This window comes from Bordetella petrii, assembly GCF_017356245.1.
GTDB lineage: Bacteria > Pseudomonadota > Gammaproteobacteria > Burkholderiales > Burkholderiaceae_B > Bordetella_A > Bordetella_A petrii_D.
This window is the reverse complement of sequence record NZ_JAFMZZ010000004.1, coordinates 1,047,134-1,061,103: the sequence shown is the minus strand read 5'-3', so window position 1 is coordinate 1,061,103 and position 13,970 is coordinate 1,047,134. Positions and strand designations below refer to the sequence as shown.

Genomic DNA, 13,970 nt, shown 5'->3' with positions numbered 1-13,970 from the left:
CGCCCCTATGCCCACTGAACCTTCCGGCGATGCCCTGCCCGCCCTCGAACGCTTCCTGACCTACCGGATGCACGTGGTCAACAAGATTTCCGACCGCGACTCCAACCGGGCGTACCAGGAAACCTGCGGCCTGCCGCTGGGCGAAGCGCGCTGCCTGGCGGCCATCGGCCGCTATGCGCCGCTATCGGTGAATGAGCTGGCGCGCGCCGCCAACCTGAACAAGGGCCAGGCCAGCCGCTCGGCGCAGGCCCTGGTGGACCGCGGACTGGTCAGCAAGCAAGCCTGCGAGAACGATGCGCGCGGCGTGCTGCTGGCGCCCACCGGCGCGGGCCAGGCGCGCTATGAGCAGATCGTGGCGCTGATTGCGCGCCGCAATGACGAGATCTTCGGCTGCCTCAGCGAGCGCGAGCAGGCGCAGTTCGGGGCGATGCTGGATCGGATCATCGCGCATATGGAAGGCGGCTGAGCAGCGTGGCGGTGTCGACGGCCCGGGCCAGCGCCTGGTAGCCGGCGTCGCCGGGGTGCAGGTGGTCGCCTGAATCGAAGCGCGGCAGCATGCGGGATGGAGCCGCGGGGTCGCGCAGTGCGGCGTCGGCATCCACCACGGCGTCGAATTCGCCGCTGTCGCGTATCCATTGGTTCAGCGCCTGCCGCAGGCGGTCTTTGGCGGGGCTGTAGTAGCCCGTGATCGGGGTGCCTTCCAGCGCGCCCTGGAATGGAGTCAGCGTCACGCCGATGACGCGCACGCCGCGCGCGTGCGCCTGGGCGATCAACTGGCGATAGCCGGCGATCAGGTCCGGCAGGCCGGGCGGCCTGCCATCGGGCACGAAGGCGCTGCCGGGCCAGCTGATGTCGTTGATGCCCAGCAGCACGATCATGGCCTGCACGTTGCGGTGCGCCAGCACATCGCGGTCGAGCCGCGCCAGCGCGCTGGCGCCCATGCCGTCCTGCAGCAGGCGCGCGCCCGAGATGCCGGCGTTCAGCACTGCCGTGCCCCCGGGCGCCAGCCGCGCCGCCAGGAAGTCGGGCCAGCGCCGGTCGGCTCCCGGCGTCGACCCCGCGCCGTCGGTGATCGAGTCGCCCAACGCCACCACCACCGGCGCGGGGACATCGGTTTGCACGCGGACTTCGGCCAGCAGCAAGTGCGCGCTGAGCGTGGCCGTGGGCGCCAGGCGGGCCTGGGTAGTTGCATTGCCGGCCGCCAGCCAGGCATCGCGGCGTCCTTCCCAGTGGAAGGTGCGCAGCGGCGTATCGTCGGGCAGGTAGATGCTGACCGCCACATGGCCCAGCGGCCGCACCGGCAGATCAGCAGGGTCGCTCAGCACCTGCGCCCCCGCGGGGATCAGCACCGAGGCCTGCCCGCCGAAAGTCAGCGGCCGCAACGATGCCGGCAAAATGGCCGGGCCCTGGCCCGCCGGCAGGGCCACGCTGGCCGCCCCGACCCGCAGCGGGGCTTTGCCATAGGCGTTGGACAGCAGCACCCGCAAGCGCGGGCCGCCAATGCTCAGCCGGGCCACTTCGCGCACCGTGCTGTCATGCAGGCGCTGGGGCACCTGGGTGGGCAGGGCAAAGCCAGAGGCCCACGTCGGCTGGGGACTGGCCATCCACGAGGGGCTCCAGGCGGGAACAGGCGCATCGGCGCGGGCTGCGCCGCCAGCCAGCGCAGCCATGGCGGCCAGGCCGGCCAGCCACCGGCGGGCGGGCGCCCGGCGCGACAAAAGCAGAGTGAAAAGCATAAGGGTTCCTGGGTTTGAACGGCGCGCCAACGCGCCAGGACGCCAAGATAGGTCATTCAATTTTTACGCGGTAGCCACTAGAATCGACTACAGCTAATTCCAATATGGAATGACATGGATACCTTGCAGGCCATGCGGGCCTTTGTGCGCGCCACCGAACTGGGCACGCTGTCGGCCGCCGCCCGCGAAGCCGGCATCGGCCAACCCACGCTCAGCAAATGGGTAGCCGGACTGGAACGCCAGTTGGGCGTGCGGCTGTTCGAGCGCTCTACCACCACGCTGGCCCTGACCGAACAGGGCCGCCGTTTTTACCAGCACGCCACCCGCGTGCTGGAGGAGTATGGCGAAGCCGTGGCCGATGCGCGCGGCCTTACCGAAAAGCCCCAGGGCCTGCTGCGGGTGAATTCCGCGCTGGCGGTGGGCGAACTGCGCCTGAACGGACTGGTGCACGAATTCATGGCGCAGTACCCCGACATCGAAGTCGAGCTCATCCTGAACGACCGCTATGTCGACCTGGTGGAAGAAGGCATGGACGTGGCGCTGCGGCTGGGCACGACGCTGCCGCCGCATGCGGTGGCGCGCCGCATCGCCCATTCGCCGCGCTACCTGGTGGCCGCTCCCGCGTACTTGCAGGGCCGGCCGGCCATTCGTGCGCCCACCGACCTGGCCGCCTGCCGGCAGGTGCGCTTTGCATGGCTGGGCAGCGGCGACACCATCGAGCTCGGTCGGCTCGACGGTGCCGGCGCGGCGCAGGCGGTGCAAGTGCCCAGCCGCTATCGCGTCAACAGCGCGCTGGCCGTTCGTGAAAGCATCATGCTGGGCGCCGGGCTGGGCCTGGTGCCGGCCTGGCTGGTGCACGACATGGTGGCCGACGGCCGGCTGCTGCGCGTGCTGCCCGATTGGCAGGCGGCGCCGCAGCAGGCGCATCTGCTGTATCCGTCGCGGCGCTACCAGCCGCTGCGCGCGCGCCTGTTCATCGATTTCGTGGCGCGGCGCCTGCCCACGCTGCCGGGCTTCGCGGCGGCGTAACGCGCCGGCCTCAGCGCGGCGGCAAGGCGCCCGATGGGTCTACCGGCTTGCCGCGGTAGCGCAGCTCGAAGTACAGGCCGGGGCCGCTGCGGTCGGTGCTGCCCATCTCGGCGATCTGCTGGCCCTGCGAAACTTTCTGGCCTTCTTTGACCAGCATTCTGTTGTTGTGGGCGTAGATGCTGAGGAAGTGGTCGGCATGCTGCACGATGACCAGGTTGCCATAGCCGCGCAGGCGGTTGCCGGCGTACACCACGCTGCCCGCGGCGGCGGCCCGCACCGGCGTGCCGGTTTTATTGACGATGGTGATGCCCTTCGACGAACTGCCGTTGTAGCGGTGCGTGACGGTGCCGTCGGCCGGCCATACCAGCTTGATGCCGCGCACAGCGGCGGCCGACGCCGCCGCCGACGGCGGCGGGCTGCTGGCGCTGGACGCGGAAGCGGCGGAGCCCTTGGCATTGACCCGCAGCACCTGCCCCTTGCTGATGCGATTGGGGTTGGACAGGTTGTTCAGGCGCATGAGCTCCGCCACGCTGGTATTGTGCTCGCGCGCGATCTTGCTCAGGGTATCGCCCGACTGCACGCGGTAAGACCCCGGCCCCACCTTGGTGGAACTGCACGCCGCCAGCAGCATGGCCAGGCTGGCGCACAGCACGGCGCCGGCCCGGCGCCATGCGGCCGTGGCCCAGGGGCGGCGCGGCGCCGCGGAAGAAACGGGTAGGGTCGAGATAACAGGCACTGACAGCGTATCGGTATGAAAGGCGGGGACCGGGAACATCCTCGCCCAGAAGGGTAACAAGAAACGATGTAACAGGCTTGTGCATTTGAATCAGGCCCGCTACGGCCGGCGGCTGAGCGCCTGCCGGCGCCAGGCGCGCGGCGCGCCTTGACAGCACCGGTGCGGTCTCAATAATATGATGACCATCATATAAATGGTTCATGCCATGGCCACCCAGCCCAGCCGCAAACAGCTCACCCATGACCGCATCCTGCAAACCGCGGCGCGCGCCATCCGCCGCGGCGGCTATGGCGGCGCGGGCGTGGCCGACATCATGCAGGAAGCCGGCCTGACCCACGGCGGCTTTTATGCGCACTTTCCCTCGCGCGATGCCATGCTGGCCGCCGCCGTCGAACGCGCCGGCCAGGAAAGCGCCGAACGGCTGGCGCGGCACCAGGACGCCCAGGCACGCCTGGGCATCCACCCCTTGCGCGCGCTGGTCGAATCGTATCTGTCCGATGCGCACCTGGCCGCCCCCGAGCGCGGCTGCCCGGTAGCCGCGCTATTGTCGGAAATGCCGCGCCAGGCCGCGCCGGTGCGCGATGCCTCGCGCGAACGCGTGCGCGCGCTGATGCAGCGGGTGCGCCAGGCCATGCCCGAGGCCACGCCCGAACAGGCCCACGCCGTGGCCGGCACGCTGGTCGGCGCGCTGCAAATGGCCCGCGCGCTGGGCGGCGCCGAAGGCAAGGCCGTGCTGTCCAGTTGCCGCCAGGTGCTGCTGAACCAATACGCCCATTCCTCGCCACACCGCGGCGCCTGACGTATCCAGGTTTGCCCGCCGTGTTTTCCTTCACCCAAAAATATGATGATCATCATATGAACTCGACTGCAGCTCCCTCCCCTTCCATCCCGGCCGACACAGGGCAGCGCCACGCCGGCCCCTGGCCGGTTTTCTGCATCGCCAGCATTGCCGTGTTTCTGGTGTCGCTGGACAGCACCATGCTGTTCGCCGCGTTCAACGCGTTGCGCGCGGGCTTTCCCGAAGCATCGGCCGCCGATCTGTCGTGGGTGCTGAACGCCTACACGGTGGTCTATGCCACCATGCTGATACCGTCGGGCGGGCTGGCCGACCGGCACGGCCGCAAGCGCGTGTTCATGACAGGCGTGGCCATTTTCCTGGCGGCTTCGGCCGCCTGCGGCCTGGCCGGCAGCGTGCAATGGCTGATCCTGGCGCGCGTCGCGCAGGCCATCGGCGCGGCACTGCTGACGCCGGCATCGCTGTCACTGGTGCTGGATGCCTTTCCGCAGGCGCGCCGCGCGGTGGTGGTCAGCATGTGGGGCGCGGTCAGCGCGCTGGCCGCCGCCGTAGGCCCCAGCCTGGGCTCGCTGGTGGCCGACAGCGCCGGCTGGCAATGGGCGTTTTACCTGAACCTGCCGCTGGGCGCCGTGTCGCTGTGGCGCGGCGCTTCCATGCTGCGCGAATCTTCGCGGCCCGAGACCCGGCGCCCGCTGGACCTGGTCGGCATGGCGCTGCTGATGGTGGGCGTGGGCGCCATCGCGCTGGCCATCGTGCAGGCCGACTCGCCCACGTGGCGGCGCGGCGATCTGCTTGCCGCGGCGGCCACGGGCATGGTGGCGCTGGCCGCGTTCGTCGCGTGGGCGCGCGCCGCGGCGGCGCCGCTGCTCGATCTGAGCCTGTTCCAGCATCGCACCTACCGCTACGTGAATCTGGCCACGCTGGCTTTCGGCATGGCATTCGCGATGATGTTCTTCGCGTTCTTCTTCTACATGATGGGCATCTGGCACTACAGCATGCCGCTGGCCGGCCTGGCCATCACGCCCGGCCCGCTGCTGGTGATACCCGCCGCGATCATCACCGGCCGGCTGGCGGCGCGGCACGGGCACCGGCCCTTTCTGGCCAGCGGCTCGCTGGTCTATGCCTGCGCGGGCCTGTGGTTCTTGCTGGTGCCCGGCGCCGAGCCCGACTACCTGCGCCACTGGTTGCCGGGCCTGCTGCTCAGCGGCCTGGGGGTGGGCATGGTGCTGCCCGCGCTGTCGGCGGCGGCGGTCAGCCGCTTGCCGGCCCGGCACTACGCGGTGGGCAGCGCGGTAAACCAGGCCACGCGCCAGATCGGTTCGGTAATGGGCGTGGCGGTGACTGTACTGTGGCTGGGCGCAGCCACGCTGCAGCGCGCCGACTTCACGCCGGTGTACGGCATGCATGTCGCGCTGGCCTTGCTGACGGGCCTGCTGTGCCTGGCGGTGGACACGCACCCGCGATCGCTGGCCGCGGCATCGCGCTGAACACCGTGTTGCGCAACGCGCCGCGGCGCGCCGCCGTTCAGCGCGCCGTCATGTTCGGCGCGCCCGCATACGTACCGATTTAAGCGGGCTTTCAGTTAGGCCCGCGAATCACGTCAATACATGCATTGGCGGGAACAAAATTCGCGCGGCCCTGCTCATATATCGCAGCAGGGCGCGCACGTGCGGCCACGCGCCGGCACAGCCACACCCTCGCTATCCGTTCTGTCGCCGACCGGCGGCGCCGCATCGCACCGATGCGCGGCCGCACCTGCCCGGCATTCGAGGAGACCCAAAAACATCATGCGAAAAGCGCTTTCCTTCCTGGCCCTTGCAGCGGCCATGCTGTTGTCCACGCCCGTGCTTGCGCAAGGCAGCAATATCAAGGGGCTGTACCTGGTCACCGACTATCCCGCCGTCACCGCGCAGCCCGGCACCACCTCATCCGTCAGGCTGCAGCTGCGCAACTACGGCCTGCCGCCCGAGCGGCTCGGGCTCAGTGTCGATGGCGTGCCCGATGGCTGGACCGCCACCCTGCTGGGCGGCGGGCAACCCGTCGCCGCGGCCATGCCCAGCACCGACGACAGCGTCTCGCTGCAACTGCAGCTGAAAGTGCCCGCCGACGCGGGCACGCAGCCGCGCACCCTGACCGTGGTGGCCGAAGGCGACGGCCAGCGCATCGCGCTGCCGTTGCACATCATGCTGGCCAAAGAACTTCCCACCAAGCTCACGCTGGACACCAAACTGCCGGCCATCAAGGGCGGCGCGCAATCGCCGTTCGACTACTCGCTGACGGTGAAGAACGACAGCGGCAAAGACCTGACCGTCAGCTTCGCGGCCAAGGCGCCGCAGTACTTCGACACGCGCTTCACCGAAGGCTACGGCAGCCAGCAGATCAGCGCGCTGCCGATCAAGGCCGGCGAATCGAAAGACATCAAGCTCACCGTGCGTCCGCCCGGCAACACCGAGCCCGGCAGCTATCCGGTGCAGGTCGTGGCCAGCGCCGATGGCATCGAAGCGTCCAGCCAGCTGAAGCTGGACATCGTGGGCCAGCCGCACCTGCAGCTGTCCGGCCGCGACGGCCTGATGAGCGGCAACGCGCAGGCCGGCAAGGCCTCGTCGATACCGGTGCTGATCCGCAACGACGGCGGCGCCGCCGCCGACAACGTCGCGCTGTCGGGCAGCGGCCCATCGGGCTGGAAAGTCGAGTTCGAACCCAAGACCATCGAACACCTGGCGCCGGGCCAGCAGGTTGAAGCGCAGGCCAGCATCACGCCGTCCGAGCGTTCGCTGGCGGGCGACTACATGACCCACCTTACCGCCTCCGCCAACGGCCAGTCGGCCAGCGGCGACTTCCGCATCACCGTTTCCACGTCCAGCCTGTGGGGCATCGTCGGTGTCATCATTCTGGCCATCGCCGTGCTGATCCTGGTGGGCGCCGTTGCGAGGTTCGGACGCCGATGAACGACTACCTGATCGAAGCGCAGGGCGTAACCAAGCGGTACGGCAGCCTGCGCGCCGTCGACGACGTGTCGTTCCAGGTCGGGCGCGGCGAAATCTTCGGCCTGCTCGGCCCCAACGGGGCCGGCAAGACCACCACCATCTTGATGCTGTTGGGCCTGACCGACGTCAGCGCGGGCTCGGTGCGCGTCATGGGCCGGGACCCCCAGCGCGATCCCCTGGGCGTGAAGCGCCAGCTGGGCTACCTGCCCGACGCTGTCGGTTTCTACGACTACCTGTCGGCGCGCGACAACCTGGCCTATACGGCGCGGCTGCTGGGGCTGGACGCGAGCGCGCGCGGCGCCCGCATCGACCAGGCCCTGGCGCGCATGCGCCTGTCGGACGTGGCCGACCGGCGCGTGGCCACGTATTCGCGCGGCATGCGGCAGCGGCTGGGGCTGGCCGAGATCATCATGAAAGACGCGCGCGTGGCCATCCTGGACGAACCCACCTCGGGCCTGGACCCGCAGTCCACCGAAGAATTCCTGGAGCTGATCCGCGCCCTGAAGGCCGATGGCGTCACCGTGCTGCTGTCGTCGCACCTGCTGGATCACATGCAGCGCATCTGCGACCGCGTGGCGCTGTTCCGGCGCGGCCGCATCGCGCTGATGGGCAGCGTGCCCGAACTCGCGCGGCAGGTGCTGGGCACCGGCTTCTCGGTCGACGTACAGGCCGACGGCGAAGGGCTGGATGCGCATCTGCGCCAGGTGCGCGGCGTGCACGCCGTCGATATCGTGGCGCCGGGCCACTATCGCCTGCTGGCCGAAGACGACGTACGCGCCGACGCCGCGCGCGCGGTCGTGCAGGCCGGCGGCGACCTGCATCGCCTGTCGGTCGACCTGCCCAGCCTGGACGCCATCTACAACCGCTACTTCCACGATGCCGAAGCCGGCACCCCGGAGAACCATCATGCAAAAGCGTAAAGGTTCGCCCTGGAAAGGGCTGGGCGCGGTCACGCTGAAAGAGTTCGCCGACCACCTGAGCAGCGCCCGCATGCGGGTGCTGGAATGGCTGATCGTGCTGACGGCCGCGGCCGCGCTGTACGGCGCCCTGCAGCAGATCCGCAATACCACGGCCGAAGATCCGTTCGTGTTCCTGCGGGTGTTCACCACGGCGCAGGCGCCCATGCCCTCGTTCGCATCGCTGCTGGGGTTCCTGATCCCCCTGATGGCGATCGGGCTGGGATTCGACGCCATCAACGGCGAATACTCGCGCCGCACCATGAGCCGGCTGCTGTCGCAGCCCATTTACCGCGACGCGCTGCTGCTGGGCAAGTTCCTGGCGGGCCTGGCCACCCTGGCCATCAGCCTGCTGTGCCTGTGGCTGATCGTCATCGGCGTGGGCCTGCTGGCGCTGGGCGTGCCGCCCAGCGGCCAGGAAGTGACGCGTTCGCTGCTGTTCCTGCTGATGGCCCTGGCATATGCGGGCGTATGGCTGGCCCTGTCGATGCTGTTCTCGGTGGTGTTCCGCTCGGCGGCCACCTCGGCGCTGGTATCGCTGGGCCTGTGGCTGTTCCTGGCCCTGCTGTGGCCGCTGCTGTCGTCGGCCCTGGCGCAGGCCATCGCGCCGCCGGACCTGGCCTCGCAGCTGCTGGGCCAGCCCAGCCTGCCCACCCTGGAATGGCAGCACGCCCTGCAGCGGCTGTCGCCGGCGCAGCTGTTCAACGAGTCCATCATCGCCATCCTCAGCCCCATGACCCGCGCCATCGGCCCGATTTTCCTGGATCAGCTCGAAGGCGCGGTGATGGGCGCCCCGCTGGCGCTGGGCCAGAGCGTGCAGATCGTCTGGGCCCAGGCGGTGGGCCTGATCGCCGGCGTCATCCTGCTGTTCGCGCTGACGTACGTGGTGTTCCAGCGGCAGGAGGTGCGAGCCTGAGCCTGGTGTGCATGCGCCGCCCCGGGTATGGCAAAATTTCTCCGCCATACCCATTCCCACGATGCCATGCCTACCCCACGCGCCGCCTTCCCGTACGACTATGCCCGTGTCGAGCAGGTGGTGGCCGAGTATGTGCCGCAGTGGCGCGGCATGCGGTTCGACGCGGTCGTGGCGATTGCGCGCGGCGGGCTGCCGGCGGCGCTGATCGCCAGCACCGCCCTCGACCTGCCGCTGCACGCGCTGTCGTACGAGCGCCGCACCCGCAAGGTATCGTGGTTCACCGCGCAGGTTCCGCCCGCCGGCGCGCGCGTGCTGCTGGTCGAAGACATCGCCGGGCGCGGCACCACGCTGTCGGACAGCATCGATTTCCTGGCCGCGGCGGGCTACGCATTCAAGGTCTTCACGCTGGCCTACGACGCCGAATCGCGGGTGCGGCCGGACTTCGGCGTCGAGATCCCGCCGGGCCTGCGCGCCTGGTTTCCCTGGGAACGCGAGTCGGTCACCCCGGCCTACGACGCCACCCGCAACCTGCCGCGCCAGCCCGCCGACGCCTATGCGTCATGGGCCATCGACCTGGACGGCATCCTGCTGCCCGATCTGTCGCCCGGCCTGTATGACACCGACCTGGCCGCCACGCTGGCGCGGCGCGACCTGCTGCTGCCCTGCGAGGTGCTGCCAGCGCGCGACCTGAGCCGGCTTACCATCATTACCGGCCGCCCCGAGCAAGACCGCGCCCGCACCCAGGGCTGGCTGCGCCGCCATGGCTTTCACGGCAGGCTGGTCATGCGCGACGAAACCCGCCACAGCGCCGGGCAGACGGCCGAACACAAGGCGCAGGCCATCATGGACGGCTGCCACACGCACTTCATCGAAAGCGACATGGCCCAGGCGCTGGAAATCGCCCGCCGCGTCCAGGTGGTGCGCGTGTATTGGTGGAACGGCCAGACCGCCCTGTCGGTATACGCCAGCCACGCCGCCGAACTGGGGCAGTAGGCGGCCGCCGGCGCTACAACGCCAGCGTGCCCTGCGCCGCCCCCAGCGGAAAGCGGCGGGTGTACAGCCGCACCACCAGCCCCGGCCCCCGCAAGGCCTGCACCAGGTCGGCGCGCAGGGCCAGCGCGCCCTGCGCCCTGTCTTGGCCGCGCAGCAAGTGGGCGATCACCGGGCCGCGCGCATCATGCCCCGACGGCGGCGCGTGCAGCGCCAGGACGATGACGGCATCGCCGGCCATCACCCCGGCCTGCGCATCGAAGCGCAGTGCCGCGCCGGGCAGATCGATTTCATAGCGCACCCGCGCGCCGCCCTGCCCCACGGTCTGCAGGCGCAGCGTGCCGCGCCGGGGCGCCGGCGCGCGGCCGTGCTGCAGGGGCGGCGTGGTAAACGGCGCGCGGCGCGGCCGCATGGCCTGTTCCCAGTGCCAGGCGCAGTCCAGCAATTGCTGTTCGGCGTAGTCGCGGCCCAGCAGTTCCAGCCCTACCGGCAGGCCGTCGCGCGTGAAACCGGCCGGCAGGCTCAATGCCGGCATGCCCGTGGCCGCGGCCAGCTGGCTGTTGGCGCCGGCCTGCGCGTCGCCGATCGAGGCCGGGCGGCAGCGCAGGGCGGGGTACGCCAGCACATCGACATTGTGGCGCTTCATGCAGGCCAGCACGGCGCGCCGCAGGCGGCGCCGCACCCGCAGCACGGCTTCGCGGCCCGAACCGTCTTCGTCGCGCAGCCCTTCACGCTGGCGCAGCACCGCATCCAGCCGCTCATGATGCAGGCCCTGCCGCAGGATGTCGGCCAAGCCGCTTACCGGCGCATTGCCCTGCGCCGCCAGGTGGCCGGCCAGCGCCTGGCGGAATTCGAAGGGCGTCAGGCTGCTGGCGGGCAGCAAAGACGCCAGCATGGGGATGTCCACCCCGGCCGGCCGGGCTCCCAGCTGCTCCATGGCGGCCAGCGCGTCGTAGGCCACCGCCGAGACATCTTCTTCGCCGGGCTGCGAGCCGAACAACACGTCGAGAATGCCGATGCGCAGGCCGGCCAGTCCGCCCGGCCGCAGGGCGGCGCGGTATGACGGCGGCACATGCCGCGCCGCGCGCGCCGTGCCGGGGTCGTCGGCGTCGGCGCCCGCGATGGCGTCCAGCACCAGCGCCAGGTCCGCCACCGAGCGCGCCAGGGGCCCCGCGGTGTCCTGGGTGCCCGACAAGGGCACCATGCCGGCGCGGCTGGCCAGGCCGCGTGTCGGGCGCAGGCCCACCAGATTGTTGGCCGCGGCCGGCACGCGTATCGAGCCGCTGGTGTCGCTGCCCAGGCCGGCCGCGGCGAAGCTGGCCGCCACGGCTGCCGCCGTGCCTCCGCTGGAACCGCCGGGCGCCCGGCCGGGCGCGTACGGATTGCACGTCTGGCCGGTCAGCGACGAGATATTGGTGATGCCGCAGGCCAGTTCATGCAGCGTGGCCTTGCCCAGGATGACGGCGCCCGCCGCGCGCAGGCGCCGCACCGCGCCGGCTTCGCGATCCGGCCGCCAGTCCGCCAGGGCCAGCGTGCCGGCGGTGGTGGGCAGCCCCGCCACGTGGTAGTTGTCTTTGACCAGCAAGGGGATGCCATGCAACGGCCCGCGCAGCCGGCCGGCGGCGCGCTCCGCATCCAGCGCGCGGGCCTGCCGCAGGGCGTCGGGATGCAGCGCCGCAATCGCGTTCAGCGCGGGCCCCTGCTGGTCGTACGCGGCAATGCGGCGCAGGCAGGCAAGCACCAGGGCCTGCGAGCTCAAGGCGCCCTGCGCCATCAAGGCCTGCAGGGTCGCGATGTCGGATTCGACGATCGCCCGGTCGGCATCCAGGATGCCGGCGGGTGCGGCGGGAGCATCGCGCATGCCAGCCACTTGGCCGTCAGGCAGCCGCGACGCGCTGATAGATGTGGTTGGCCAGGGCCACGTCTTCCAGGCCGATGCCCACCGACTTGTACACCAGCAAATCGCCCGCGCCCCGGGCCGCGTCGCCGTCCAGCAGCAGCGGCCCCAGCTCGACCAGCTTGTCGCGCGCGCCGGTGCCGGGCCCGGCCATGACCAGTTCGCCGCCTTCGCGCGCGGCCTGGCCGGCCGCCTCGACCACGATCACCGAGGCGCGCCGCAGCACTTCGTCGTCGAGCTCGCGCGTGGAGGGTTTGGATGAGCCGATCGCGGCCACCAGGGCGCCCGGCCTGGGCAGCTTGCCGTCGAACAGGGGCTCGGCCGCGCGCGTGGCGGTAATGATCACGTCGGCCCAGGCCGCCGCGTCGGCGGCGTCGGCGCACGCCACGGGCACCCCGTAGCGCTGCTGCCACTGCGCGGCCAGCCCGGCACCGCCGCTGCGCGAACACAGGCGGAACTCGGCCGCGTAGCCGTCCAGGGCGAAGGCTTCCACGTGCGCCTCGGCCTGCACGCCGCTGCCGTACACCGCCACGCGCCGGCCGGGTCCGGGCCGCAGGCGGTCGGCCGCCACCCGGGTGACCGCCGCCGTGCGCAGCCGCGTCAGGGCGTTGCCCGCCACCGTGCACAGCAGGCGCCCATCGGCGCAGGCGAACAGCGGAATAATGAAGTTGAACTGGCCGTTGATGGTGGGATACACCTTGGCCCCCATGACGCCGGCCCCGGTGTGGATGCCGCCCATCATCGACAGCGACACGCCCGCGTCATGCACGCGCACCCGCTCCTGGATCACGCCGGCATGGCGGCCCAGGTCTTCGAACAGCGCCCGCATGGCGGCCACCGCCTCGCGCATGGTGATCGACTGGGCGACCTGGTCATCGGAAATGAACAACATGGAAAGCTCCCTGCAGGCAATGGACGTTCAGCGGAAATGGCACGCCACCCACTGCGCCGGCTGTTGCGCGCCGGCCGGGCGCGGCGCCAGGGCCGGCTGCTGCTCGCGGCACACCGGCTGCGCCAGCGGGCAGCGCGTATGGAACCGGCAGCCCGAAGGCGGATTGGCCGGGCTGGGCGGGTCGCCCGGCAGCAGGCGCCGCTGCGCCGGCCGGTGCGGGTCGGGCACCGGCACCGCCGACAGCAGGATCTCGGTGTACGGATGCAGCGGGCGCGAAAACAGCGTGTCGCGGTCGGCCACCTCGACGATGCGCCCCAGGTACATCACGGCCACCCGATGGCTGATATGCCGCACCACCGCCAGGTCATGCGCCACGAACAAATAGGCTATACCCAGTTCGCGCTGCAAGTCCATCAGCAAATTGATGACCTGCGCCTGCACCGAGACGTCCAGCGCCGACACCGGCTCGTCGCACACGATCAGCTTGGGGCGCAGCGCCAGCGCGCGCGCAATGCCCAGGCGCTGGCGCTGCCCCCCGGAAAACTCGTGCGGAAACCGGGCCATGGCTTCGGGGCGCAGCCCCACCTTGGCGAACAGCCAGGCCAGTTCATCCTGGCGCGAGCGGCCGCGCTGCAGGTCCGGGAAATTGCGCATCGGCTCGGCCACGATCTGCCCGGCCGACATGCGCGGGCTCAGCGACGCGTAGGGATCCTGGAAGATGATCTGCATGTCGCGGCGGCGCTGGCGCAGCTGTTCGGGCGGCAGCGACAGGATTTCCTCGCCGTCCAGCTTCACCGACCCGCTGGTGGGCTGGATCAGGCGCAGCACCGACTTGCCGGTGGTGGTCTTGCCGCAGCCGGATTCGCCAACCAGGGCCAGCGTCTCGCCGCGCGCCAGCGAGAACGACACGCCGTCCACGGCCTGGACGACGCGCGCGGGCCGGCGCAGCAGCCCGCGCCGGCCCGCGAAGTGCATTTTCAGGTCGCGCACCTCGAGCAGCGGCGCTGCGGTGGAAACAGGCGGGCTGGCCGGCGC

At 70.7% G+C, this 13,970-nt stretch carries 13 protein-coding genes; 8 read left to right on the top strand and 5 right to left on the bottom strand.

Annotated features, from left to right (window positions below; all coding sequences use genetic code 11):
- Positions 1-7: 7 nt before the first annotated feature.
- Positions 8-466: a MarR family winged helix-turn-helix transcriptional regulator gene (locus J2P76_RS23120; protein WP_207410408.1), complete on the top strand. Its 459-nt coding sequence runs from the start codon at positions 8-10 to the stop codon at positions 464-466.
- On the opposite strand, the gene J2P76_RS23115 is transcribed toward J2P76_RS23120, so the two are convergent.
- Positions 441-1,736 (bottom strand): SGNH/GDSL hydrolase family protein, encoded by a 1,296-nt coding sequence (locus tag J2P76_RS23115; protein ID WP_207410407.1) that lies wholly within the window; start codon positions 1,734-1,736, stop codon positions 441-443. The two genes, J2P76_RS23120 and J2P76_RS23115, sit on opposite strands and share 26 nt — an antisense overlap.
- A 114-nt stretch (positions 1,737-1,850) precedes the next feature.
- Between J2P76_RS23115 and J2P76_RS23110 the strand changes: the two genes are divergently transcribed.
- Positions 1,851-2,765, top strand: a complete 915-nt coding sequence (locus J2P76_RS23110) for a LysR family transcriptional regulator (protein WP_207410406.1) — start codon at positions 1,851-1,853, stop codon at positions 2,763-2,765.
- Positions 2,766-2,775: 10 nt separating this feature from the next.
- Here J2P76_RS23110 and J2P76_RS23105 read toward each other — a convergent pair whose 3' ends face one another.
- Positions 2,776-3,540 (bottom strand): LysM peptidoglycan-binding domain-containing M23 family metallopeptidase, encoded by a 765-nt coding sequence (locus J2P76_RS23105; RefSeq protein WP_207410405.1) that lies wholly within the window; start codon positions 3,538-3,540, stop codon positions 2,776-2,778.
- A gap of 166 nt (positions 3,541-3,706) precedes the next feature.
- Here J2P76_RS23105 and J2P76_RS23100 point away from each other — a divergent pair, with 166 nt between their 5' ends.
- The 6 genes from J2P76_RS23100 to J2P76_RS23075 all read left to right on the top strand — a co-directional run bounded on the left by J2P76_RS23100 (position 3,707) and on the right by J2P76_RS23075 (position 10,149).
- A complete protein-coding gene (locus J2P76_RS23100; RefSeq protein ID WP_207410404.1) occupies positions 3,707-4,300 on the top strand; it encodes a TetR/AcrR family transcriptional regulator in 594 nt (197 codons plus the stop codon).
- 56 nt (positions 4,301-4,356) lie between these two features.
- Positions 4,357-5,784 carry an MFS transporter gene (locus J2P76_RS23095; protein ID WP_207410403.1) on the top strand — a complete coding sequence of 476 codons (1,428 nt, stop codon included), beginning with the start codon at positions 4,357-4,359 and terminating at the stop codon, positions 5,782-5,784.
- Positions 5,785-6,084: 300 nt separating this feature from the next.
- Positions 6,085-7,245, top strand: a complete 1,161-nt coding sequence (locus tag J2P76_RS23090; RefSeq protein ID WP_207410402.1) for a COG1470 family protein — start codon at positions 6,085-6,087, stop codon at positions 7,243-7,245.
- Entirely contained in the window at positions 7,242-8,204 is a 963-nt protein-coding gene (locus tag J2P76_RS23085; RefSeq protein ID WP_207410400.1) for an ABC transporter ATP-binding protein, read from the top strand. Before J2P76_RS23090 ends, J2P76_RS23085 begins: the two co-directional genes overlap by 4 nt.
- Positions 8,191-9,156 (top strand): ABC transporter permease, encoded by a 966-nt coding sequence (locus J2P76_RS23080; protein WP_207410399.1) that lies wholly within the window; start codon positions 8,191-8,193, stop codon positions 9,154-9,156. Before J2P76_RS23085 ends, J2P76_RS23080 begins: the two co-directional genes overlap by 14 nt.
- 66 nt (positions 9,157-9,222) lie before the next feature.
- The gene (locus tag J2P76_RS23075; protein ID WP_207410397.1) at positions 9,223-10,149 is read left to right on the top strand and encodes a phosphoribosyltransferase family protein; all 927 of its coding nucleotides are present in this window, start codon (positions 9,223-9,225) and stop codon (positions 10,147-10,149) included.
- Between the two features lie 13 nt (positions 10,150-10,162).
- On the opposite strand, the gene J2P76_RS23070 is transcribed toward J2P76_RS23075, so the two are convergent.
- From J2P76_RS23070 to J2P76_RS23060, 3 genes are read right to left on the bottom strand one after another with little or no spacing between them, the layout of a single operon-like run.
- Entirely contained in the window at positions 10,163-12,007 is a 1,845-nt protein-coding gene (locus J2P76_RS23070; protein WP_242697653.1) for an amidase, read from the bottom strand.
- A gap of 16 nt (positions 12,008-12,023) precedes the next feature.
- Positions 12,024-12,935, bottom strand: a complete 912-nt coding sequence (locus tag J2P76_RS23065) for an ornithine cyclodeaminase family protein (protein ID WP_207410394.1) — start codon at positions 12,933-12,935, stop codon at positions 12,024-12,026.
- Positions 12,936-12,962: 27 nt separating this feature from the next.
- Positions 12,963-13,910, bottom strand: a complete 948-nt coding sequence (locus tag J2P76_RS23060) for an ABC transporter ATP-binding protein (RefSeq protein ID WP_207410691.1) — start codon at positions 13,908-13,910, stop codon at positions 12,963-12,965.
- Between the last annotated feature and the right edge of the window lie 60 nt (positions 13,911-13,970).

Excerpts from the sequence above, each read along its gene's own strand:
- J2P76_RS23120 (WP_207410408.1), top strand. The coding sequence starts at position 8 with ATGCCCACTGAACCTTCCGGCGATGCCCTGCCCGCCCTCGAACGCTTC.
- J2P76_RS23115 (WP_207410407.1), bottom strand. The coding sequence starts at position 1,736 with ATGCTTTTCACTCTGCTTTTGTCGCGCCGGGCGCCCGCCCGCCGGTGG.
- J2P76_RS23110 (WP_207410406.1), top strand. The coding sequence starts at position 1,851 with ATGGATACCTTGCAGGCCATGCGGGCCTTTGTGCGCGCCACCGAACTG.
- J2P76_RS23105 (WP_207410405.1), bottom strand. The coding sequence starts at position 3,540 with ATGTTCCCGGTCCCCGCCTTTCATACCGATACGCTGTCAGTGCCTGTT.
- J2P76_RS23100 (WP_207410404.1), top strand. The coding sequence starts at position 3,707 with ATGGCCACCCAGCCCAGCCGCAAACAGCTCACCCATGACCGCATCCTG.
- J2P76_RS23095 (WP_207410403.1), top strand. The coding sequence starts at position 4,357 with ATGAACTCGACTGCAGCTCCCTCCCCTTCCATCCCGGCCGACACAGGG.
- J2P76_RS23090 (WP_207410402.1), top strand. The coding sequence starts at position 6,085 with ATGCGAAAAGCGCTTTCCTTCCTGGCCCTTGCAGCGGCCATGCTGTTG.
- J2P76_RS23085 (WP_207410400.1), top strand. The coding sequence starts at position 7,242 with ATGAACGACTACCTGATCGAAGCGCAGGGCGTAACCAAGCGGTACGGC.
- J2P76_RS23080 (WP_207410399.1), top strand. The coding sequence starts at position 8,191 with ATGCAAAAGCGTAAAGGTTCGCCCTGGAAAGGGCTGGGCGCGGTCACG.
- J2P76_RS23075 (WP_207410397.1), top strand. The coding sequence starts at position 9,223 with ATGCCTACCCCACGCGCCGCCTTCCCGTACGACTATGCCCGTGTCGAG.
- J2P76_RS23070 (WP_242697653.1), bottom strand. The coding sequence starts at position 12,007 with ATGCGCGATGCTCCCGCCGCACCCGCCGGCATCCTGGATGCCGACCGG.
- J2P76_RS23065 (WP_207410394.1), bottom strand. The coding sequence starts at position 12,935 with ATGTTGTTCATTTCCGATGACCAGGTCGCCCAGTCGATCACCATGCGC.
- J2P76_RS23060 (WP_207410691.1), bottom strand. The coding sequence starts at position 13,910 with ATGCACTTCGCGGGCCGGCGCGGGCTGCTGCGCCGGCCCGCGCGCGTC.